This is a genomic window from Clostridium sp. SGI.024 (assembly GCF_050315195.1).
Taxonomy (GTDB): domain Bacteria; phylum Bacillota; class Clostridia; order Clostridiales; family Clostridiaceae; genus Clostridium.
Genome location: NZ_JBNPON010000045.1, coordinates 1 through 24,626 on the forward strand (window position 1 = coordinate 1; position 24,626 = coordinate 24,626).

Annotated in this window: 15 protein-coding genes; 14 read left to right on the top strand and 1 reads right to left on the bottom strand. The window is 26.6% G+C overall.

Going from position 1 to position 24,626, the window contains the following annotated elements; translation table 11 throughout:
* Positions 1 to 23 precede the first annotated feature (23 nt).
* The 10 genes from ACQRD5_RS12075 (at position 24) to ACQRD5_RS12120 (ending at position 16,043) form a co-directional block, all read left to right on the top strand.
* Positions 24 to 638 (top strand): hypothetical protein, encoded by a 615-nt coding sequence (locus tag ACQRD5_RS12075; protein ID WP_427746855.1) that lies wholly within the window; start codon positions 24 to 26, stop codon positions 636 to 638.
* A gap of 308 nt (positions 639 to 946) precedes the next feature.
* On the top strand, positions 947 to 1,522 hold the full coding sequence (locus ACQRD5_RS12080; protein ID WP_427746856.1) for a TadE/TadG family type IV pilus assembly protein: 576 nt from the start codon (positions 947 to 949) through the stop codon (positions 1,520 to 1,522).
* 31 nt (positions 1,523 to 1,553) lie between these two features.
* The gene (locus ACQRD5_RS12085; protein WP_308780774.1) at positions 1,554 to 2,189 is read left to right on the top strand and encodes an A24 family peptidase; all 636 of its coding nucleotides are present in this window, start codon (positions 1,554 to 1,556) and stop codon (positions 2,187 to 2,189) included.
* Between the two features lie 7 nt (positions 2,190 to 2,196).
* The gene (locus ACQRD5_RS12090) at positions 2,197 to 2,706 is read left to right on the top strand and encodes an A24 family peptidase (RefSeq protein WP_294363664.1); all 510 of its coding nucleotides are present in this window, start codon (positions 2,197 to 2,199) and stop codon (positions 2,704 to 2,706) included.
* A gap of 56 nt (positions 2,707 to 2,762) precedes the next feature.
* Positions 2,763 to 3,533, top strand: coding sequence for a PP2C family protein-serine/threonine phosphatase (locus ACQRD5_RS12095; RefSeq protein WP_321129665.1), 771 nt, complete (start codon positions 2,763 to 2,765; stop codon positions 3,531 to 3,533).
* An 18-nt stretch (positions 3,534 to 3,551) separates the two neighbouring features.
* Positions 3,552 to 5,480 carry a protein kinase domain-containing protein gene (locus ACQRD5_RS12100; RefSeq protein WP_321129664.1) on the top strand — a complete coding sequence of 643 codons (1,929 nt, stop codon included), beginning with the start codon at positions 3,552 to 3,554 and terminating at the stop codon, positions 5,478 to 5,480.
* Between the two features lie 15 nt (positions 5,481 to 5,495).
* Complete coding sequence (locus ACQRD5_RS12105; protein WP_427746857.1) at positions 5,496 to 6,002, top strand: hypothetical protein; 507 nt, start codon at positions 5,496 to 5,498, stop codon at positions 6,000 to 6,002.
* Positions 6,003 to 6,017: 15 nt separating this feature from the next.
* On the top strand, positions 6,018 to 13,076 hold the full coding sequence (locus tag ACQRD5_RS12110; protein ID WP_427746858.1) for an Ig-like domain-containing protein: 7,059 nt from the start codon (positions 6,018 to 6,020) through the stop codon (positions 13,074 to 13,076).
* Between the two features lie 391 nt (positions 13,077 to 13,467).
* Positions 13,468 to 14,004, top strand: coding sequence for a hypothetical protein (locus ACQRD5_RS12115; protein WP_427746859.1), 537 nt, complete (start codon positions 13,468 to 13,470; stop codon positions 14,002 to 14,004).
* Positions 13,995 to 16,043 (top strand): Ig-like domain-containing protein, encoded by a 2,049-nt coding sequence (locus ACQRD5_RS12120; RefSeq protein WP_294170649.1) that lies wholly within the window; start codon positions 13,995 to 13,997, stop codon positions 16,041 to 16,043. The genes ACQRD5_RS12115 and ACQRD5_RS12120 overlap by 10 nt, the downstream gene beginning before the upstream one ends.
* A 196-nt stretch (positions 16,044 to 16,239) precedes the next feature.
* Here the strand turns inward: ACQRD5_RS12120 and ACQRD5_RS12125 are convergent, their stop codons facing one another.
* Entirely contained in the window at positions 16,240 to 18,843 is a 2,604-nt protein-coding gene (locus tag ACQRD5_RS12125) for a DUF7601 domain-containing protein (protein WP_291628758.1), read from the bottom strand.
* A 711-nt stretch (positions 18,844 to 19,554) separates the two neighbouring features.
* Between ACQRD5_RS12125 and ACQRD5_RS12130 the strand changes: the two genes are divergently transcribed.
* From ACQRD5_RS12130 to ACQRD5_RS12145, 4 genes are all read left to right on the top strand, one after another.
* Entirely contained in the window at positions 19,555 to 21,699 is a 2,145-nt protein-coding gene (locus tag ACQRD5_RS12130; protein ID WP_291628760.1) for an LPXTG cell wall anchor domain-containing protein, read from the top strand.
* 227 nt (positions 21,700 to 21,926) lie between these two features.
* Positions 21,927 to 22,625, top strand: a complete 699-nt coding sequence (locus tag ACQRD5_RS12135; RefSeq protein WP_291628762.1) for a sugar phosphate nucleotidyltransferase — start codon at positions 21,927 to 21,929, stop codon at positions 22,623 to 22,625.
* 14 nt (positions 22,626 to 22,639) lie between these two features.
* Positions 22,640 to 23,656, top strand: a complete 1,017-nt coding sequence (locus ACQRD5_RS12140; protein WP_291628766.1) for an extracellular solute-binding protein — start codon at positions 22,640 to 22,642, stop codon at positions 23,654 to 23,656.
* A gap of 11 nt (positions 23,657 to 23,667) precedes the next feature.
* Positions 23,668 to 24,618 (top strand): ABC transporter ATP-binding protein, encoded by a 951-nt coding sequence (locus tag ACQRD5_RS12145; RefSeq protein WP_291628768.1) that lies wholly within the window; start codon positions 23,668 to 23,670, stop codon positions 24,616 to 24,618.
* The last annotated feature ends 8 nt before the right edge of the window (positions 24,619 to 24,626 follow it).

Sequence of the window (24,626 nt, forward strand, 5' to 3'; positions counted from 1 at the left end):
GGATAGATAATAGGGGGACAAAAATGAAAAAGAGATTAATCGCATTAATAATATTATCTTTAAGTATTGGAGTATTAGGATGTACATCTGATAAAGAGGAAACTACAAGTAACAGTAATGAAGTAGTAACACAAGAAGAATCTAAGGAAGAAAAGAAAAGAAGTAGTGATGAAATGTATGAATTCTATAATTCAACAGTAGCGGAAGTGGGGAAATTATTAAAAGAAAATAATATAGATTATAAAGAGAAAAATAAAAATGATAAGTATGATGGAAAAACAAGTATAGAATATGAAAATAGTAATCAAAAAGCTATTAATGAATTTACTATAGGAAGATATGGAATAGCATTTAAAGAAAATGATGAAATAAAATATTTAACAGCTAAATTAACTTTAAATGTAAATGATGAAGAAATGAAAGCTAAAGAATTCAAATTTGAAGAAACAGAATTTTATAAATTACACAATATTTTAGCACCTGAGGTTAAAAATACTGACGAAATTAATGAAAAGGTTAATGATACTTACAAAACGCTAACATCTATAGATAGAATAGAAATTGAAAATGGGAAAGTTAAAGAAACAATAGTATTAGGAGATAACTGTATAGACTATATAATTACAATTTATCCATAATATAATAAAGAATAAAATATTAAAACATAAGTTTAAATAAGTTTATACAAATAAAAATACAAACAATTGAAAGCATATAAATAAAGCAATAATTAAGATGTTTATATTAAAAGAAAAGTAATACATATGCTTTCAATTGTAATCTTTTATTGAATATATATAAAGCTACATAATAGAAAACTATTTTAATTACATAAAGTATAAATAAAATCAATTTGTGTAATTAAAATAATTTTCATAAAGATAGAATAGATCTTAAAAATTCAAATTTATAGTGGATAGATAATAGGGGGAGGGAATGAAGAGTAATGAGAAAAGATAAAGGTGTTTTAACGATAGAAGCTGCTCTTATGATACCTATGTTTGTATTTGCAATACTTTTTATAATTCAATTTATGAAGGTAGTTTATATTTATGATTCAGTTCAAAGTAATATTTATAATACAGCAAAGTTTATTAATGGATACACCTATATTTATGAAGAACTTAAAAAAATAGAGCAAACTGAAGAATCTCAAAAGTTAAGAAAGATAGAGGATTTATTGGTACAAATCGTAAATCCATTAGAGGATGAAAAGATAGAAGAGTTTATTTTACAACTACTAGAAGAAGCTGAAAATAGTGTTCATGATGCAGCTAGTACTGCAGTTAATGCTATTTTTTCAGAAATTGTTGATAAAAATTTAAAAGATGAATTTGGAGATGGAGCAGATATTTACTTAGGCTCTGTAAGTGATTTTGAGTCTGATAAAAGTAAATTAACTTTTGGTGAAGATGGGGAAGTTTTAGTTAGAGTTAAATATAAAATAACATTTGAGGTGCCGTTTTTTAATATAAAAAAAGATGTGGAGTTTGCAAATCAAGTTAAGATAAAAAGTTTTTAATAATATAACTATTTTTAGAGAGGATATATAGATGATAGATGTTGCTATAAAGATTTTGATAGGTATAGGGTTAACTATATTACTAAATATAATAATAGATTATTTTATATTAGGGGAAGGGAGTGATTTATTTACATCCATTAATGATATATTTAAAACAAAAGATAGGTTGTTTGTGCATATCAGTTCAGTAATTATACAGTTGGCATTAATAAGTGTATTAGGTGTTAATTTAGTAGGGGGTCTATATTATTTAGTTACTTTAATATTTTATAGAATAACTATAATAGATTACAAAACCAAATATATAGATAATAAATTATTTGTATTATTACTAATAGTTTCTTTTATGTCTCTAGCTATTGATAATGGTGTAGGAATATTAGAGAGCTTAGCTACTGGTGTGATTACTTTTCTATTGTTATGGGGATTTTCAAAGGTTACACGAGGTGCTTTTGGAATGGGTGATGCTAAAGTTTTAGGAGCTTTAGGAATTATTTTTGGGTTACGAGGATTACTTGCAATTTTAATTGCTGGAGGAACTTTAGTTTTTGCTGTAAGTATAGTGCTTATAATAAAGAGTAGATCAAATGCAAAGAAAGAATTACCATTTACCCCTTATTTATTTTTAGGATTATTACTAGTTTTTATAATTAATAACATTTAGGTGAGCTATGATAAAAATATTAATACTATTGACTTTATTATCAATAACACTATATACAGATATAAAAGATAATAAGATAAAAAATATACATTTAATACTTCCTTTAGTATTAGGAGTGTTAATTGCAGTCTTAAGTAATGGACTAGTTGGATTAAAGTCATCAGTATTTGGTATAATAATACCTTTTGTGGCATTGTTTTTATTCTTTGCATTAAAGATGCTTGGTGCTGGTGATATAAAATTATTTTGTACAATTGGAGCAATAATGGGAGTTAATTTTGTTATCAATAATATTATATATAGTTTTTTTGTTGCAGGAATTGTTGTTATAGGGAAGCTTATATTTACAGGTAATTTATTTAAAACACTTAAGAGTATTTATTACTTTTTTAAAGCTATTTTTATTGGAAGATCTTTAATTGAATTTCCTAAGGTTGAAGGTAATACTTTTCCTTTTGTAATAGCTATATTTATAGGAACGATTTTGCAATTAATAGTAAATTATAGATTTATATAATATTTATTAATATAGATTAATATAAGTGAATACATTATATGGAACAGGGGTTAATTATGAATTATTTAATAGGTTACTACAGTGATAAAGGAATAAGAAAAGAAGTAAATCAAGATGCTTTACTTATGAAAACATGTAAAAGTCCTTACGGAAGAATTGGTCTATTTATAGTTTGTGATGGAATGGGTGGACTTCAGCAGGGGGAACTTGCTAGTTCAACAGTAATTAATATGTTTTCAAATTGGTTTGATAATGATATTAAGAATATTAATTTTGAAAATCTTACACAGGAAGAAATATTTACTGTAATTAATGAACTAATAAATAATGTAAATAGAAAAATGATTGAATATGGACAAAAGAATAATTGTAAATTAGGGACTACAGTAACTTTAATGTTAACAATAGATGAAAAATATTATATATACCATGTTGGTGATAGTAGGGTATACAAAATATTTGAAGATATAGAAATACTAACTAAAGATCAAACTCTTGTAGCGAGAGAAGTAGAGCTTGGAAATTTAACTGAAGAAGAAGCTAAGAGAGATCCAAGAAGAAGTGTATTATTACAATGCATTGGAGCAAAATATAATATAACACCTGAGTTTTCAAGTGGAGAATTAAATTTAAATGAAGTTTATGCTATTTGTTCAGATGGATTTTATAGAAGGTTAGAAAAGTTTGAATTAATTAATGAACTAAATCCTAAAAAATTCATTTGTAATAATGATTTAAATAATAAAGCAAGGGAATTAGTTTTTAGAGCTATGGATAGAAAAGAAGCTGATAATATATCAGTAATTTTAATAAAAACTATAAATTGAATTTAGGAGGAAGTACTTTTGATTAAATTAGGACAAATTGTAGATGAAAGATACGAAATCCTTAAAGAAATTGACAGAGGTGGGATGAGCATTGTTTATCTTGCTAGTGATAATAGATTAAAAAAATCTGTAGCTCTTAAGGATATTAGAAAAAGTAATAAAATAGATTCTAGGGTTTTATTAAATTGTTTAAAAGCCGAAGTTAACCTTTTAAAAGGATTAGATCACCCGAATTTGCCTAATGTATATGACATTATAGAAGGTGAGGACCATATTTATGTAATAATGGATTATATAGAAGGTGAATCCTTAAAGAAAAAAATAGAAAGAGAAAAAGTAATTTCTCATGAGGAAGTAATTGATTATGCTATTCAATTAAGTAGTGTATTAGATTATCTTCATACAAGAAAAGGCAATCCTATTATTTATAGAGATATGAAGCCAGATAATATTATGTTAACCCCTGAGGGAAGAATAAAGCTCATAGATTTCGGTATTTCTATAAAATCAGATGAGGAAAGTAGTGCTTTAAGTTTTGCTACTAACTTATATGCATCACCAGAACAATTATTAAGAAAAAAAACAGATTGCAGAACTGATATTTATAGTTTAGGGGTAACTCTATACTATTTAGTTACAGGTATTAACAAAAAAGTAAATCCTAGCTTACCACCTATAAGAACTATAAATCCTTCATTACCTGAAGGGCTTGAAAGAATTATAAGTAAGTGTATACAAGAAAATCCAGAGGATAGATATGAAAGCTGTGAAAAGTTATTATATGACTTAGAAAATATAGAAAAGCTTACATCAGATTATAAGAAAAATGTTATTAAAAGAATAGCTCCATTTTTAATATCAACTACTTTATTTATTGCAAGTTTATCTGTTAGTTTAGTTGGTTTAAATGGAATAAAATCAACAAATCTAGATAATTATAAAGCTATATTAAATGAAGCAAGTTCTAATCTTGTTGATGGAAACAATTCTAAGGCAATAGAATTATTGGACAAGGCTATTACAGAAGTTGATAGTAGTAGAGCAGAAGCGTATGTAAATTTATTAGATATTTATATTAATATGGGTAATACAAAAGAAGGTATAGCTAAAATAGAAAGTTATATTAATGATAAATATGGTAGGGTAGATAAAAATAATGAAGTTTTATTTAAGCTTGGAATGACTTATTTAGATAATAATAACTATCCATCTGCCTTAAAGTATTTTCAAAAAGTAGATAAGAAGAGAATACCTGATGTTAAGTACTATAGAACTTTAGCAACTAGTATGAGCAATATGAATATTGATTATGAACAATTTTCAGCTGAATTAGAAGCTTTTGAAGCTTTTGTAGATACCTTGCCAAATGATGAAAAGAAAATTATTAATTATAATTCATTAGCTAATATTTATGGATCTTATAAAGGGCAAATTGTAAATGCAAATGATAAGATAATAGACATAATTAATAAAGCTGATAAGGTATTAGAAAATTTAGAAGATAATCAGCTAGAAATAAAGTATGAAGTTGAGTTTTGCCAAAAGCTTGCACAAGCTTACCATAGTAAAGGAAGTAACTCTGAAGATAAGCAGCAAGGTAAAGCTTACTTTAATACAGCAGTAGACTTATATAATGAATTATTAGATTTAGAAGTAAAGAATACTGAAAATATTCTAATTAAAATTGGTGATATTTATTATGAAACACAAGAATATCAATCAGCAATAGAATATTACAATAATACTATTAAAAAATATCCAGAAAGCATAAAGGCTTATAGTAAAATTATTAATCTTTTATTAGATGTAGAGCAAGCAAAAACAGAAGGTAGAAGCTATGATTTAATAAAAAATTATTACAATTCTGTATCAGCTATATCTGGTGCCAATGATAATGAAGATTTTAAAAAGTTAAAAAGAAGAATAATTAATTTAGAAATATTATAGTGAGGTGGAATAGTTATGAAATATGAAATTATGTTTTATGGCGGCCTTGTAATTACAATAATTACATTAATTCTCGCTATAATAAGTTTTTTAAAATTAAATGTAGCAGAGGCTTTATGTGATTTAGTTGGAATAAACTTTAAGGCAAAAAGAATATCTAAAAGTAATAAAAGTAATAAAGAGAAAAGAAAATATAGTAATCTTTCTAGAAGAATTAAACCAGATATTACTGTTAGAAAAGAAAAGAAAAATAATATTGAGGGTAAAGATATTGAAGAGAATAAAAATATAAAACCTAGATATGATTACAATAATTTAGATGAAGAAAGTACAACATTACAAAATGATGAAGATACTACTTTACTAGACGAAGAAAATACAACGTTATTAGATGGAGAAGAAACAACTATTATTTCAGAGGATGCTGAAGAAACTATGTTGATAGAGGAGGATAATGGGTTTTCAGAGAAATTTATTAATGAAGTTGACATAGTATTGGTAAACTCTGATGAAATAATATAAATCTAGGGGGAAATTATGAGAAAAAGGGTAAATGGGATAACTAAAAATAAAGGAGCTGTTTATAAAGGGGCAGTAGTTTTATCTACTATATTTATATTTGGAGTATCAATGAAAGTAGTATATTCAAATTCTAAATTTGATATTAAATTTAAATATTTAGGTGAAGAATTTGATCCACAAACAAATATATTTAATCAAGAAAATAATCCAAAGTGGTTTTTTAATAATGCGGCTAGGTCTGAAGTAAAACTGGAAGTTGATTTTAGTGAGTATTATAGAATAGCAAAGAGAAATTTCAGTGTAACAAATAAAGAAACAGATATTCCTTTTGCTGTAGTAGCTAAAATAGTAACAGAAAATGATACTGAGGGTAGTTTTATAGAGGCAAAGTATATTAATATAAAAAAAATAATACCCCAAAATGGTGAATTTGAAGGCAAATATAATGTTATAATAACTGTTCCAGAGGGAAATAATGATGATAAAGTTGATATAAAAATTTCATCACGTGATGATAATAACTGGGGAATTCCTAATGGTCTTTCTGAAGATGTTTATGTTATAAGAGATACCCAAAATCCTGAAGTTTTATTAACGGGTATATCAGAGGATTTAATGGTACAAAATGAGGTTTTTGTAGAATTAAATGATAATTATAAAGATACAGCCAATATAGCTTATGAATCAACTGATAGTAGATTAAATATAGAAGAAATCACAAGAGAAGATGGAACAAAAATATTAAAAATTACTCCAGCTGAAGATGGTAAATACCAAGTCAAAGTAATTGCTAGAGATAAGGCTGGAAATGAGAGTGAAGAAAATATAAACTTCAATGTTAATAATGTTGCTCCAATTGTAAAATTTAATGGTGAAGCTTTAAAATCAACATATAACACTAGAAATATAGAAATAACAATACAGAATGATTCGGATATAGACTTTAGTAAAGATAAAGCTAAATATAGATTATACGATAATAAAGACTCAGAGAACCCTGTGGAAATAGATAGTAAACAACTTACTAGGGTAGATAAGAAAAATGCTAAAGCTATACCTAATATAATTTCCGATGGTAAATATAAGTTAATGCTTGATATATATAATATTGATGGTATAAAAAATACTGAAAATATTGAGCATTCCTTTATAGTAGATACAGTAAAACCTGAAGTAAATATTTTAGATGTTATAGAAGGAAAGACATACAATACAAAACAAAAAGTTAAATTTGAAATTAAAGAAAATAACTTAAAAGCAACAAAATTAAAAGTAAATGGAGTAGTTGTAAATCCATCAGAATTAAAGTTAGTAAGTAGTAGGGAAGGAATATCTACTTATGAATATGAAACAAAGATAAAAGAAAATGAAATTAATAATTTTAATTTAGAGATTATTGCAGAAGATGAAGTTGGACTTAAATCAGATCCTAAAACTATTAATTTTGTAATAGATAGAACAAATCCAACTGTAGAATTTACAGGAGTAGATAATAATGGATACTATAATACAGATAAAATAGTAAAAGTAAAGGTTGAAGATGAAGCGTTAGATTACGACAGTCTATCATTTAAAGTAAAAAAATATTTAAATGAGAATGCTACAGTAGATGTTGATTACAAAAATGAAGCTGGTGAAAATTTAGTATTTAATAATGGAAAAGTAGAAATACCATTTAACGAAGAAGGCGTATATGAAATACAAGTTAGTGGAAATGACCAAAGTGGTAATGCAATTGCTGAGAATGATAGTAAAATAAAGTTTACCATTGATAAAGAGGCTCCTACTGTAGAGTTTTTTGATGAAGAAGATAGTGGGACTAAATTAATAAGTGAAAATGTATATAATATGGATAAAGTAAAAGTAAAGGTTGAAGATAAGGCGTTAGATTACGGAAGTCTTTCATTTAAAGTAAAAAAATATTTAAATGATAATGATACAGAATATATTAAATATGAAGATTTAGAATTTGAAAACGGAGAAGTAATAATACCATTTAATGAAGATGGAATATATGAAATACAAGTTAGTGGAACTGATAGAAGTGGTAATAGAATTGCAGAACAAGATGGTAAAATAAAGCTTATAATTGATAAAACAAAGCCTGTAGTAAGTATTGAAGATCAGAATGAATATAAAAACACAGTAGAGCCTGTTATATTTAGTGTAAATGAAGTGAATTTTGAACAATCAAATTTAGATTTTACAGTTAAAAAAACAAAGGCTAATTCTGAACTAGAGCCTATTGAAGTAAAAGAAGAGAATATTAAAAAAATATCTGAAGAAAATGGAGTTTATAAATTTGAATTAGTAGGATTATTTAAAGAAGATGCTAAATATGATGTTACTATTAATTTTAATGATAAGGCAGGTAATACAATTGATACAGAAAAAAGTAAAAATCAAGTATCTTTTACTGTAGATAAAACACAACCAACTATAAACATTCAACAAATAAAAAATAAAGATTATTATAAAGATAATAGAGATGTTACAATTACAACTTTTGATGTAAATAATGAAATTAACAATATTATTATAACCAAAGATGGTAAAGATTATATAAAAGAGAAACTGGAAAAAGAAGGAAAGAAAATAGGGTTTTTAAAACAAGGAAAAACAGCAACATTAAAGCATTTATTTACTGAAGAAGGTAATTATGAAGTTAAGGTAGAATCAATTGATAGTGCTGGAAATAAAGCAGAATATGAAAATATAAGATTTGTAATTGATAAAGAGGCTCCTACTGTAGAATTTTTTAATGAAGTAGATAGTGAGACTAAATTAATAAATGAAAATGTATATAACATAGATAAAGTAAAGGTAAAAGTTAGGGATAAAAATTTAGATGATAATAATATTAGATTTGATGTAAAAAAATATTTAAACGATAGTGATACAGTAGAGGTTGATTATAAAAACGAAGCAGGTGAAAAGTTAGGATTTAAAGATGGAGAAGTAATAATACCATTTAACGAAGATGGAATATATGAAATACAAGTTAGTGGAACTGATAAAAGTGGCAATCCAATTAATGAGGAAGTTGGAAAAATAAAGTTTATAATTGATAAAACAAAGCCTGTAGTAAATATTAAAAATTATGATACTTTGAATGGATCCTTTAATAAAAAAGTAGACTCTGTTAAATTTAGTGTAAATGAAGCAAATTTTGAACAATCCAATTTAAAATTTACAGTTAAAAAAACAAAGCCTAATTCTGAACCAGTTGATATTGAAGTAAAAGAAGAGAGTATTAAAAAATTATCAGATGAAAATGGAAACCATGAATTTGAATTAGCAGGATTATTTAAAGATGATGCTAAATACGATATTTCTATTAATCTTACAGATAAAGCAGGAAATCCAATTGATACAAAAAGCAAAAATTCAGTAGCTTTTACAGTAGATAACACTAATCCAGAAGTAGAAATAAAAACAGTAGCAGATAATAATTACTATAATCTTGAAACAGTTCCTTTAGAAGTAAGAGTAAAAGATAATAATCATAATACAAATAAAGTTATTATAGAGAAAATATCTAAAAAAATTGGTGAAAATCAATTAGTTGAAAAGAATGAATATACAGAAAGCTCAACATCTGAAGGTAATATTAAAGTATTTAAATTAGTATTAACAGAAGAAGCTACTTATAATGTAACAGTTGAATCTAATGATATGGCTGGAAATTCAAATGAGGAAAAAGAGCCATATAGCTTTGTAATTGATAGAAAAGAGCCTTTAATTGAAACTAATTTTGAAGGCTTAAATGAAACTTATAATAATTCAACAAAGACAGCTACTATAAAGATAAGTGAGTTAAATTGGGAAAATAAATATACTGGGAAACCTTTAATAGCAATAGTTAAAGGGAAAAAGCTCACTCCTAATAAAAAAGAAGTTGATATTGATTTATCATTTCCTTTAACAGGAGAGGTTACTGAAAAAAGTTTTACTGATGAATTTAATGATGATGCAATTTATAATTTAAATGTATCTATAAGTGATTCAGCTGGTATAGATGGAAAGAGTCAATCTGTTAAATTTATTACTGATAAAACTGAACCTACTATAAATATTGAAGGAATAGAAAATGAAAAATATTATGATGGTAATAGAGATGTCATAATTACAACTACTGATGTAAATAATGATATTAACAATGTTACTGTAAAAAAAGATGGCAAGGATTATTCCATAGGAGAATTTTCAAAAGAAGGAATAGAAAGAACACTAAAATATTCATTTACTGAAGAAGGCAATTATGAAGTTGAAGTGGAATCTATTGATAAAGCTAAGAATAGAAAAACTTCTGATAATATATTCTTTACAATAGATAAGCAAGATCCCCAATTAAAAATAATTGATAGTAATGATGGAGAAGATATAGTATCAGGAAAACATTATAATAAATTTAAAAATATTGAAGTTATATTAACTGATAATAATCTTGAATCATATACACTAAAAGTGAATGGAAAAGAAGAAAAATTTAAAGATGAAGAGAACTCTAAAGTATTAAAGTATACTTTAGAAGCTAATAAAGATGGAGTATATGAAGTATCAGTAGGAGCTATTGACAAGTCTGGAAATAATCTTACTGAGGATAAAAAAGAAAAAGTCACTTCATTTGTAATAGATACTACGAAGCCTATAGTTAATATTGAAGGCTTTGATAGTCTAAACAATTCATTTAATAAAAAAGTAGATTCTGTTAAGGTAAATATAAATGAAATAAATTTTGATAAAAATAACTTAAAAGTTAATTTAAAAGCTACAGAACCGAATAAGGAAACTAAAGCAACAGTAATAGAAGGAAAGAATATTGAAGTTGTACAGATAAAAGATGAAAAGGGAAATTATATAGATGGAAAGTATGAATTTGTATTAAATAAGTTATTTACTATGGATGGTAAATACGATATTTCCGTGGAAATGACTGATATAGTAGGAAATCCTATTGATGAAAGTAGTAAAAACTCAGTATCATTTACAGTGGATAATACTATACCAGATATAAGAGTAGTTACTCCTGAAGATAAAAAATATTATAAAAACAATGAATTACCATTAGAAATAAGGATTAAAGATAATAATCATGAGGTTAATAGGGTTACAATAGAGAAAATTTCTAAAAAGCTAGGGGAAGAAGCAAAGGTAGAAAAAAATGATTATACAGATTTCGTAGCTGAAGGAAGTGACCAAGTATTTAAAAGAATTTTTAAAGATGAGGGAACTTACAATATATCAGTTTATTCAAAGGATAAGGCTGGAAATGAAAATAAGTTACCAGAAATATATAGCTTTATTATTGATAGAACACAACCTATTATAGAAACTAATTTTTCTAGTATAAATGAAACTTATAGTAATCCACAAAAAAATGCATATATTAAAGTAAGTGAAGTAAATTGGAAAAATGAATATACTGGAAAAGCCTTAATAGCAAATGTTAAGGGTGAAAAAATAACTCCAGATAATAAAACTACAAGTATTGATTTATCATTCCCTCTAACAGGAGAGGTAACTGAAGTAAACTATGGAAACGAGTTTGTAGATGATGCAATTTATAATATTAATGTATCTATAAGTGACTATGCTGGCATAGCTGGTAATAGTCAGTCAGTTAAATTTGTTACTGATAAAACTTCACCTTCTATAAGTGTTGAAGGAATAGAAAATGATCAGTATTATAATATGGATAGATATTTAGTAATTAAAAATAATGATGTAAACCACAATATAAATAAAATAACTATAAAGAGAAATGGTAATGAATATCTAATAGGTGATTTTGCAACCGAAGGTAGAGATAAAATAGCTAAGCATACCTTCTCTCAAGAAGGAGAATATGAAGTATCAGTAACTTCAACTGATAAAGCTGGTAATAGTGTAGTTCATCCTACAATTAAATTCACTATTGATAAAACAGCACCAGTAATAACTCCTTTAAATAGAAATGAAAATAAAGTGTTACAAAATGGACAATATATTAATAAGTTATTCATTCCTGAATTTAAGTTAGATAAACCAGAAGATGATAAAATTGATTTCATAAGCATAAATGGAGAAGGTAACTTTGCAAATTCTACCTTAATGGCAGATAAGGAAATTGAGTATAAATATAAGGTTGTAGCTAGTGATAAGGCTAAAAATTCTACAAATTTAGATATTGGATTTACAGTAGATGTAACCTTACCAGAAGTAAAAATATCAGGAATATTAAGTGGTTTCTTTAATAAAGATATGAGACCAGTTTATGATATTACAGATAAAAATTTAGATAAAGAAAAAACAAGTGTTACATTAAATGGTACTCCTTTTGAATCAGGAACTGTAATCAAAGAGCAAGATAATTATAACTTAAAGCTAGTAGGAACAGATTTAGCAAATAATATAGTTACTAAAACTATAGGCTTTACTATTGATAAGGATAAGCCTGTAATAAGATTTGAAGAGGAAATTTCAGGAAAATACTTTACAGAAGATTTTATACCTAATTTTGTTATAGATGATTTAACAGACTATACAATAATTTCAATGACTTTAGATGGAGAAGATTTTGAAGTAGGTCAAGAAATAAAAGAAGAAGGAAAGCATGTATTGTATATAGAGGTTAAAGATAAGGCAGAAAATATTGAAAGTGTTAGTATAGAATTTATTTTAGATAAAACACCGCCAAAGTTTATAGTAGATGGTATAGAAGACGGAGGTAAGTACTTTGAATCTATAAGTGCTAAAATAAAATTAGATAATCCTATGGATAAAATACAAGGTGTAGAAGTTAATGGAGAATTAGCAAAGGGAAATATAAAAGATGAAAATGGACAAGAAGTAATTGAGGTAGATTTTAATGAATTAAATTCATATGAATTAAAGCTTACTGCAATAGATAAGGCAGGTAATTTAACAGAAGATATTTTGAATTTTGAAGTAGTTCAAAAGAATATTTTTGTAAAGTTATATCAAAATAAAAGTATATTTTATCCATTTTCTGTTATAGTTGTTGCTGGTATTTTTTCAACTGTTTTTATCATATTTAGAAAATCTAAAAAGCAAAGTGAAATAAAAGAATAAGTAAGGATCAAAAATTTCATATCTAGTTAATGAATAACCTCCTTGAAAAAATTATAGTAATAATTTTTCAGGAGGTTTTATTTTATTAGTAGAAAGCTTAGCAATGAAAAATGAAATTATGCATTTAAATTAAATGAAAGTATAATAAATGCTATAATAATATAAAAATGTACATATAGTTTTATATCAATATCAGAAATACTTTATGGGAATGAAGTGCTTGTGAAGTATTGTTATATTCATGAAAAATATGTTAACGTAATTAGCCTTATATTATGGGAATAAGATAATTATTCTATTAACATGTAATTTTAAAAGGGAGGTAAGGATTTGTAAACTATAATGCTTAACTATGTTTACAAATAATATGTATTTTATGAAAAGGAATAGGGTGAAAAAATTTCTAGACTGTACAATGATTTGTACTATGGCTACCACAATGGTTCTTTCAAGTTTAAATGTAAAGGTTTTAGCGGTGGGAAATTCTATAAATGAAACAAACATAGAAGAAGCTACAAGAGTTTCATATTATTCATTTGATGATTCAAATGCTGATGATGCTTGGGGTAACCGTAATGGAACTGTAAAAGGAGCAACCTTTGTTGAAGGAAAGTCAGGAAAAGCTGCTAGTGTTACAGAATCAAAGAATATTGTGGTATCAGGAACTTCTAAAATTGGGGAAAATGATCCTTGGACAGTAAGTTACTGGGTAAAATCAACAGCAGATTTAGTAAATAGAGCATCTGTTATGATGGATACTGCTAAAGATTTTTCATTTGATTTGAAGATGGCTAGTAATCGTGATGCAGGGTTCCATGTTGGTAAAAGAGATGGTGATGTACTAACATACCAATATAATTTTCAACCTAATGTTTGGTATAATGTGACGTGGACTCAAAGCAAACAAGATGATTATCAATGTATGTAAATGGTAGATTAGTTAAAAATAATGTTTGGACAAAAACTCATAAGACTTTAGCTCCAATTGATATTATTGGAAGTACAGGATTTATAGGATTAATAGATGAGGTAAAAGTTTATAACAGAGTTTTAACAGAAGCTGAAATAAATAAAGCTTTATTAACTAAAGGGTTTAATATTAATGAGCATAATAAGACAATATTTATTGAAGAAAAATATCAAATTGAAGCAAATCTTCTAACAGATAGTGAAAATGATATAATTACATATGAATCAAGTAATCCAGAGGTAGCTTCTGTAGATAATCAAGGAGTAGTAACAGGATTAAAGAGGGGAACTACTAATATTACACTTAAGGCAGAAGGATATACAGATACTATAAAAATAACAGTTGATAAAAAAATAAATATTAAAAATGTTCTTCCACATTATATGCTTTCTAAAGAATATTTATCTGATATTGAAAAATCTCCAGGTGGAAACCGTCAATATCTTGGACAACCTGATATGGTTCGTACAAGTACAGGTAGATTAATTACTGCTTATCCAGCAGGCCATGGAAAAGGACCAATTATTATGAAGATTAGTGATGATGATGGTGAAACTTGGGTTGAAAAAACAAATACACCTTCTTCATGGGTAGGTTCTCAAGAAACACCAACTCTTTATGTATTAAACCTTGAAGATGGTACAGAAAGAATAATAATGATTACTGCATGTCCAGGATGGGGTGTAGATAGTAATGGTAACAGATATGGATGGAATACATCTTATTCTGACGATAATGGTGAGACTTGGAATGAGTACAAACACTGGTATTCAAAAAGAGCTGATAAAGCTAATAATGATGTTATAGTAGCTATGTCAAGTTTAATTCAACTTAAGGATGAAAATGGAGAATATATTCAAAAGTGGATGGGAACTTATCATACTTATGACTATGTAAATTATAAAACATATTTAACTTTTGATGAAAATGGTAATGAGGTTTGGAGTGAACCAGAAACTTATTTAAGTGAATATCGTAATATTGAAAGTAGATACCAAATGTGTGAAATTGGTATGTTTAGATCGCCTGATGGAAAACGTATTGTTGGTTTAGCTAGAAGCCAATCACATAATAATCCTGCAACATTAATTTATTCAGATGATGAAGGAAAGACATGGAGTAAACCAATGGATCTGCCAGGTTCTTTAGCTGGTGAGCGTCATAAAGCTAAATATGATCCAATAAGCGGAAGACTTGTTATTACATTCAGAGAAATAAAATATGATTTAAATAATAATGGTGTTTTTGATGGAAATAGTGATTGGATTTGTGGAGATTGGATGGCATGGGTTGGTACTTATGAAGATCTAATGGAACAAAATGATGGTGAATACTGCTTTACCATTGCAGAAGATTGGGCCCAAAGTCCAAAGTCTGGAGATACAGGATATACAGGCTTAGTTGTACTTGAAGATGGAACTTTTATAATGGATTCCTATGGACATTGGGATAAGGAGTTCTCAGAAAAATGGGGATGGGGAAATGTAAGAACTGATTTGTGTTATATCAAACAAGCTAAATTTAAGCTAGGTAACATTGAAAATGATAATAACCTTGTTAGTAGAGAAAATTTAGATGCATTAATTTCACAAGTTAAAGATGTTGATGAAAATCTTTATACAAGTGAATCTTTTGCAACATTTAAATTAGCCTTAGAAAAAGCTGAAAGTATTAGTAGCGACAAGGTTTCTCAACAAGTTGAAGTTGATGCAGCTGAAAAAACATTAAAAGAAGCTTTTGATAAATTAGTTGAAGAAAATACAAAGAGCAAAGAGGAAAATAATAAATCTAATTTAAAGAGTGAAGATATACCTTTAAATAGTGAAGATACATCTTTAAAGAGTAATGATACATCAATAAAATCAATTATTACTTCAAATATTAAAACGGGAGACAATATTGCTTTAAGCCTATGGATTCTAGCAGTTTCAGTATCATTTATTGGATTAGCTATCTTATTAATACGAAAAATAAAAATAAAAAACAATACTATTTAAATTAAATATTGATTAAAAGTTTAATTCAGATATTATTAGAATTTATATGCAACAGCTAGAATTAGGCAAATGCATTGGTTTAACAGAAGTAAAAATTTATGAGTAATATTTGTGCCTCAGGAGAATTTCTCCAGAGGCACATTTTTTAGTATAAAGCCATAAGATTACAGTAGAATAATTCAATAATATTGAATTATTAAAGATATCTATTTTTTAAAGCTATAATTGATAGTATACCTATGCTTGATATAATTAGTGTAGTAATCCACATAATAGCATTTGAATTATCTGCAGTATGAGGTACTTCGAATAATATAGTTAAAGTGTTTTCAAAATCTACTATTACATTATCTTTAGTAATGTTTCCAACTGAATTTTTTGATGAAACAGAATATCCTTCGTTATCACTTTCAGTTACTGTATAAGTAAGACCTATTGGAAGTCCAGTAGCGTTTTTAATTTCATTATGTTTAAGTTTGAAGATTGAAACACCATTTGTAAAGGTGATATCACCATAAGTACCATTTATAGTATTGTCAGATAATGTAACTGTGAATGTAAACTCTCTATTTACATCTATATTAGTACCTAATACTGTTTTTCTAACAGACATACTTCCAGTAGAAGGTGATTCTGATTCTACAGGAATTATAGTATTGGTGAACCTTACGTATGCAGTTTCTTCTGAGCTTATGCTTCCAATATCGTTTTCAGATGAAACAGAATAGCCTTCATTATCACTTTCAGTTACTGTATAAGTAATTCCTTTAGGAAGAGATACAGCTTGCTTACTTTCATTGTGCTTTAGTTTAAATGTGGAAACTCCATTTATAAATTCCATATCACCATATGTACCGTTTACAGTATTATCAGAAAGAGTAACTGTAAAAGTAAATTCTTTATTAGTATCTATGTTATCTCCTAAAACTGTTTTATGAACTGATAAATTACCAGTAGAAGGTATAATAGTATTGGTGAACCTTACGTATGCAGTTTCTTCTGAACTTATACTTCCAATAGCCTTTTCAGAGGATACAGAGTAACCTTCATTATCACTTTCTATTACATTATAGTTAACACCTAAAGGAAGACCAGTAGCTAATTTATTTTGATTATGTTTTAATGTGAAAGTGGAAACTCCATTTATAAATTCCATATCACCATATGTACCGTTTACAGTATTATCAGAAAGAGTAACTGTAAAAGTAAATTCTTTATTAGTATCTATATTATTACCTAAAACTGTTTTATGAACTGATAAATTACCAGTAGAAGGTGATTCTGATTCTACAGGAATTATAGTATTGGTGAATCTTACGTATGAAGTTTCTTCTGAGCTTATGCTTCCCGTAGCATTTTCAGAGGATACATAGTAACCTTCATTATTAGTTTCAATTACATTATAGTTAATACCTAAAGGAAGACCAGTAGCCAATTTATTTTGGTTATGTTTTAATGTGAAAGTGGAAACTCCATTTATAAATTCAATATCACCATATGTACCGTTTACAGTATTATCAGAAAGAGTAACTGTAAAAGTAAATTCTTTATTAGTATCTATATTATCTCCTAAAACTGTTTTGCTAACAATAAGATCACCTACATAATTACCATAAGTAAATTCAGCAGACATATAGGTTCTATTGGCATAAAGTCCTACCATATGTTGAAATTTCTTTCCATTGTACTGAATATCTTCAACAGGAGAGTATTGTCTAGGTTCTGAAATCCACATTACATAAGACCATATAGAAAATATTTCATCGTTTTTAGGTAGATGATCAGAAACTAAAACATAATCTTTATTTCCATAAACAGTATCAGCATTTATATCTAAAAGAGAAATACCATCAGGCAAGTCAAATGAATATATACCATTATACCCTTCAGGTTCGTTTATTCGTAACTTACCACTATACCATCTTCCATCAGAACCCATTTTAAAGGTTAAATCACCAGTAACTTCAATTACATCATTTGCAGGAGCATTTTCTAGTATTATATCAGATGAGTTAGAATAATTTATAAGAACTGATGCAAGTGAATTAACTTCAATATCATTTATATTGTTATTTGGTACTTTATAATCATTTAGAATTTTCCAAATTGCATTTTGAGTATTATCATAAGCTTGTTTTTCTGTAACATAATAAGATGAAGAATATAGAACTGCAAATTGTTGAATTGGATTATTAAAATTATATAAACAATATAAGGCTTTGTAAAAAGGTGTAGATGTAATATCAGCCTTTGTTAAATTACCTATAACATCAGTAGAACTCATGTTTAAAACGTATAAAAAGAAATTTTTTATTATAGTATCATTTTCATTAAAATTATTTAAAGTAAGTTTAGATTGTCCAAGTTCTGGAAATGCATTTGCAATTTCAGCTGGTGGCTTTAGTATATCATTGAATTCAGCTTCTGAAGGAGTAGTAATTTGATCTATCTCAACAATCTTATAAAGGTTTTTTCCATTGTAGGGATATCCAGCAAAAAGAACTTTTTTTATCTTTTCAGACATTTCATCATAGTTTTCTATGCTATCAGCATCAAGATATCCATAGGTATAATTTGGTACCCTAGGTATCTTTTCTGTTGTATGAGGCCAATTAAGTAAATTGTTCATACAATATACAACAAGTGACTCTTGTGGATAAGATGGGTCATCAATATAGTGAATTTCATTCTCTAAGAATATTTCAAAACTTGACTCATTTGCAAAAGCTGTTATAGGTATAAGAGATAAAATAAAAAGTAGACACATTATTTTTGTAAGTAGTTTTTTAAGCAATTTCATTTTTTATCATTCGCTCCTTTATAATATATAATTATTGTATTTTCGTATATATCTAGGAGAAGATGAAATGAAATATCAATATAAGTTCGACTACTGTTATATATAATTATATGTTTTTAGTTATTGTCCTTAGCAAAGCTGATATAAAAGAAATTGTGCAAAAAAGATAAGCTATTTTTATTATCATAAGTACTATTTTATGAAAAGAACTTTGGGTTAAGCACAAAAGATATAATTAAAGTGGATTAATTGCTTAATAAAAAGTATCACTTTCTACTCCAAAAATATACAGAAAAATTTGAAGAATTCGACTATATTTTAATATAATCATAATATATAGTCAATAATAATACTTCAAAATATTATAAAAAAATACACTAATAATAAATACAAATAATATATTTATTAATTTAAAATATTATTTAATTAAAATATAAATTCAATTTAAACAATATAAAAAATGTATTTATTTTATACATTTTATTAACAAAAAACTTTCAGCTTAAAAGACAAAAACCTTTGTTTGAGCATAATTATCTCTTGAAAGCCTAAACGAAAAATTTTGATTTAAATAAAATTATATTAAATTTTTTGTTTATAATTTTACTAATTAAATTCAAATGTGGTATAATATATAAAAGTAAATAATATATACATTATTATTTTTCACTTTAATAAATTAAATAACATATAGGCATTAGGAGGGGTATGATGAAGAAAAGAATAATTAATTCTTTATTAACATTAGGGCTTTTGGTAATGCAATTATGCATTAATCCTATCACTACATATGCAGATGTTAATAGTGAGGTTATAGTAGGAACTAATGATAAAGCTATTGCTAAGGAAGATGCAAAAGTGAAAAATCTTTATTTTAATAAAAGTGAAGTGAAGGTTGGAGAGACTTTAGAAATATTTGCGGATATAGAAAATATACAGGAAGGTAATAAAGTATATGCCCACTTATGGTTTCCACAAAATAATTTAGAATATGAATTAACATATAATAAGGAATTAAAATTATATACTACAAATATAAAAATAGAAGAAGGTTTTAGGTATAAAACCCTTAATTTACTGGGGATAGAAATTCGTAATAATAATGAAAGTAGCATGCAATACCAGTCTAAATTATCTGTAATTGTAGCTGATGAAAATGGTATAACTGATAGAGGAGCTCCTGCAATAAATTTGGTAAAGGTTAACAAAAGTGAAATTGCAGTTGGTGAAAATTTAGAAGTTTTAGTAGATGCAAGTGATGATGTATCAGGAGTTGAAGAAGTAAAAGGTTCATTATATATTAATGGACAATATAAAGAATTAAAGTTTTCCTATGATAAGACTAGTAATTTATATAAATCTAATTTTAAAATACGCGAAGATTTAAAATATAAAACAATAAGTGTAACTAATATTTCAGTTACTGATAATTCAGATAAGAGTACTTATTTTCAAGATTTGATAAAGGTTAGTGTAGTTGATGAAAAGGGAAATAAGGATAATATAAAGCCAGTAATTAAATCCATTGAATTTGACAAAGAATATTATAAATTAGGAGATAATCTTAAACTTTACGTAGATGCTTATGATAATGAAACTGGAATTCAGTTTGCTGAAGCATATGTTAAGATAGGAGTATATACAAAACAACTATCTCTACAATATAGTGAAGAATTGGGAAAATATGTTGGTGAAATTAATATAAGTGATGAGATGGTGGGAAGCAAAATTTCCTTATTAAATTTAAGAGTATCTGATAATGCCTATAATTATGCTGATTTTAATAAAGATATATCTTCATATGTTTTAAGTAAAGCTGGTCAACTTGATAAAGAAGCACCAGTAATAACAAATATAGAATATAATAAGGATAAACTTAATTTACAAGATAAATTACAGATTACTTTAGATGCAACAGATGATATTTCTGGCATAGATGAGATTAATGCTAAGTTAACTTATGGAGGAAAGAGTTTTACATATAGTTTCTCTAAATATGATACAAGTAGTAATAAGTATATTTTAGTGATTAATACAGAAGAGCGTATGTATTTTAAAGATATAAATATTGAATATATATCAGCTATTGATTATGCAGGAAATGTAAATGAAATAGAAGTTAATAAAGTTATTTCAGTTAGGGATGAAGCTAGAATTATTAATGAAGCTACTGAGATAAATAATATTATTGAAGAAATTAAAGCTTCAAAGGAAAGTAAAATTAATATTCTTTTAAATAATAAAGAAAAAGTAGTTCATAAAGATATTTTCAATGCTATTTATGGAAGTGATAAAATAATATCTTTTGTACTAGAAGATGGTACAGTATGGAGCTTTAAGGGAAACAATATAAATAGTGAAAATATAGATTCAATTAAATTGTCAGTTAGCAATATTCCAACTGAAGAAGCTAAAAATGTAATTGAAAGCTTAACTGATGATGCTATATTTATAAAGTTTGACCATCATGGATATTTACCTGGAAGAGCTTTAGTAAAATTAAAAGTAAAAGTGGATAATAAAGAAATTATAGGAAAGAGATTAACATTATATTATTACAATCCAGAAACTAAAGAAGTGGAAAAAGTTAATAATAATGTATTTTTAGATAATGATGAATATGTTACCTTAGAAATAGATCATTGTAGTGATTATTTTTTGTCAGTAAACTCTAATTTACTAGGTACAGATGAAAGAGAAAATAATAAAGGACAAGCTCTGGTTAATACACTAGGAGAAGGTAAGGAAGGAAATAATACCTTACCAAAGACAGGATTGGATAACCCAATATTTGCTTTAATTGCTGGAGTTTCATTGCTAGGAATTGGTGCTATCTTAACTGTAAGAAGAAAATAAAATATAATAATTAAGCTTAGAAAGTAAGGTGCTAGAATTATAGCACCTTTTTCTTTATTAAATATATATGTGAGTATAGAGCTATGTATATATTATTGAATTAACTATATATTTATAGTAAAATTATAACATTCTTTCTTTAAATAGAAATTAAGGATATTTTATTAAATCACATTGATATGAATTTAATTTTTAAATAAGAATACAGATAAAAAGGAGCATGAGATATGAGGGCAATTATTTTAGCAGCAGGCATGGGGACAAGATTAAGACCTTTAACAAATGATACACCAAAAGGGCTAGTTAAGGTTAAGGGAATTTCAATGATAGAAAGAGAAATAGAAAACTTAAGAGAAATAGGAATAGATGAAATTATTGTTGTTACAGGATATTTAAAAGATAAATTTAATTATTTGAAAGATAAGTATGGTGTTAAGTTAATACATAATGATAAATATGACGTATACAATAACTTGTATACCATGTATCTTGTTAGGGAATATTTAGAGGATGCATATGTATTAGAATCAGACATTTATATGAATAGAAATGTTTTAGATATAAATATAAATAAAACTACTTATTTTGGAGCCAAAGAATTTAATTTTGAAAATGAATGGATTTTTAAAGCTGATACAAACAACATAATAAAAGAAATGTATGTAGGTTCATCAGAAGAAGATATTATCTTAAAAGGAATATCCTATTGGACAAAAAAAGATGGCAAATATATTTCAAAAAAAATAGAAGATGCAGTTAACAATAATGGCTTTGATAATTTATATTGGGATGAAATTGTTATAGAGAATATTTCAAATATTGAAATAGAATTAAAGGTTTTAAAGGATGATGATGTATTTGAAATTGATTCTATAAATGATTTAAGAAAAGTTGAAGATATATTATTAAAAAGTAATTTAAATTAAAAAGGAGAAATACAATGAAGAAAATTTTTATGTTGATAGTTCTCTGCATAGGATTAATGGCTATTTCTTTAAATTTTACTAAGATGCAGGATAATGAAATTACAATATATACAACTCAAGAAAGTGAAGATGTAGAAGAACTAGTTAAGGATTTTCAAGCTAAGTATCCTGATATCAAATTGAATATTATCAAGGCAGCAACTGGAGAAATAACAGCAAAGCTACTTTTAGAAACAGGTAATCCCCAAGCTGATGTAGTATGGAATGTTGCAACTAGTTCATTATTAATTCTTGATGAATTAGATGGACTAGCTCCTTATAAGCCTCCTACATTGGATAAAATTGATAGCAAGTATTATGATACAAAAAAAGATGTTCCTACTTGGGTTGGAACTACTTTATGGACTGGAGTTATAACTGTTAATACTGAAGAAGCTGAAAAAAAAGGTCTTCCTATACCAGAAACTTATGAAGAGTTAGCTAATCCTATATATAAAAATGAGATAGTGATGCCAGATCCTATTGCTTCAGGAACAGGATATTTAATGATAAACTCATGGCTTCAATCTAAAGGAGAGGAGAGAGGCTGGGAGTTCATAGAAAAAATTAATAAGAATATAAAAATGTATACAACCTCAGGAAGTGCTCCGGTTAAATCAACAGCTATAGGAGAGCAAGTTATTGGATTAAGTTGGGATAAGACTGCTTTGAAGATTGAAAAGGATGTACCACAAATAAAAACTATCTTTGCAAAAGATGGATTACCTTATGAAATTGATGCTTGTGCATTAGTTAATAAAAAAGAAATAAAGCGAGAAGCTAAGATATTTTATGACTGGGCTACTTCGGAGGAAACTATAGAGAAATATAAGAATTCAAGAACTTTAATTACTTTAAAGGATTCGGAGCCAGCAGAAGGAATTCCTAATAATTTTAAAGAGATGCTATCAAACAATGATTTATACTGGGCAGCAGAAAATAAAAATAGGATTTCTCTAGAGTGGACACAAAAAATTAAGGGCAAGAGGTAAGGAGGAAAAGCATGTCTTATATAACTTTAAAAAATATAGAGAAGTATTTTGGTAAAAGCAAAGTATTGGATAATATAAATATAGATATTGAAAAAGGTGAATTTGTTTCTTTATTAGGACCAAGTGGTTGTGGAAAAACTACTCTTTTAAGAATAATAAGTGGACTTGAAAGTAAAAATTCTGGAGAAATTTATGTAGATGGTAAGGAAATATCTAAGGTTTCACCAGCAAAGAGAAATATAGGTATAGTATTTCAAAATTATGTTTTATTCCCTAATTTAACAGTATATGAAAATATAGCTTATGGTTTAGTTAATAAAAAGGTAAAAAAAGAAGAAATAGAAAAAAAGGTTAATAATATTTTAGATAAAATAGATTTAAAGCATATTAAGCACAAATATCCAAAACAATTAAGTGGAGGACAACAACAAAGAGTAGCTTTAGCTAGGGCTGTAGTTTTATCACCTAAGATACTTCTTTTAGATGAGCCTCTTAGTGCCTTAGATGCCAAAGTAAGAGAAACTTTAAGAAAAGAAATAAAAGCCCTTCAAAAGGACCTTGGAATAACAACAATAATGGTTACTCATGATCAAGAGGAAGCACTGACTATGTCAGATAAGATAGTAGTAATAAACGAAGGAGAAATAATGCAAATAGGAGCTCCAGAGGAGGTATATAAAAATCCAGCCAATAATTTTACAGCAGACTTTATAGGTGCTATAAATATTGTTGAAGTAAATAATAAAATTAAAATTGTTAGGCCAGAAGATATACTTATTTCTGATAAAAAGCTAGAGGATTATAAAAAGTGTGTGGTAAAGGATTTAGAGTTTAGAGGTGCTTTTTATAGATTAACTATCAAAACAGAAGCAGATGAAGAAATAACTGTAGATATACTAGCACATTCAAAGGAACAATATAATATCGAAAAAAATAGAGAAATCTATTATAAGATAGGATAGGTTGGTGC

Excerpts from the sequence above, each read along its gene's own strand:
- ACQRD5_RS12130 (WP_291628760.1), top strand. The coding sequence starts at position 19,555 with ATGAAGAAAAGAATAATTAATTCTTTATTAACATTAGGGCTTTTGGTA.
- ACQRD5_RS12105 (WP_427746857.1), top strand. The coding sequence starts at position 5,496 with ATGAAATATGAAATTATGTTTTATGGCGGCCTTGTAATTACAATAATT.
- ACQRD5_RS12125 (WP_291628758.1), bottom strand. The coding sequence starts at position 18,843 with ATGAAATTGCTTAAAAAACTACTTACAAAAATAATGTGTCTACTTTTT.
- ACQRD5_RS12080 (WP_427746856.1), top strand. The coding sequence starts at position 947 with ATGAGAAAAGATAAAGGTGTTTTAACGATAGAAGCTGCTCTTATGATA.
- ACQRD5_RS12145 (WP_291628768.1), top strand. The coding sequence starts at position 23,668 with ATGTCTTATATAACTTTAAAAAATATAGAGAAGTATTTTGGTAAAAGC.
- ACQRD5_RS12095 (WP_321129665.1), top strand. The coding sequence starts at position 2,763 with ATGAATTATTTAATAGGTTACTACAGTGATAAAGGAATAAGAAAAGAA.
- ACQRD5_RS12135 (WP_291628762.1), top strand. The coding sequence starts at position 21,927 with ATGAGGGCAATTATTTTAGCAGCAGGCATGGGGACAAGATTAAGACCT.
- ACQRD5_RS12120 (WP_294170649.1), top strand. The coding sequence starts at position 13,995 with ATGTATGTAAATGGTAGATTAGTTAAAAATAATGTTTGGACAAAAACT.
- ACQRD5_RS12075 (WP_427746855.1), top strand. The coding sequence starts at position 24 with ATGAAAAAGAGATTAATCGCATTAATAATATTATCTTTAAGTATTGGA.
- ACQRD5_RS12090 (WP_294363664.1), top strand. The coding sequence starts at position 2,197 with ATGATAAAAATATTAATACTATTGACTTTATTATCAATAACACTATAT.
- ACQRD5_RS12085 (WP_308780774.1), top strand. The coding sequence starts at position 1,554 with ATGATAGATGTTGCTATAAAGATTTTGATAGGTATAGGGTTAACTATA.
- ACQRD5_RS12140 (WP_291628766.1), top strand. The coding sequence starts at position 22,640 with ATGAAGAAAATTTTTATGTTGATAGTTCTCTGCATAGGATTAATGGCT.
- ACQRD5_RS12110 (WP_427746858.1), top strand. The coding sequence starts at position 6,018 with ATGAGAAAAAGGGTAAATGGGATAACTAAAAATAAAGGAGCTGTTTAT.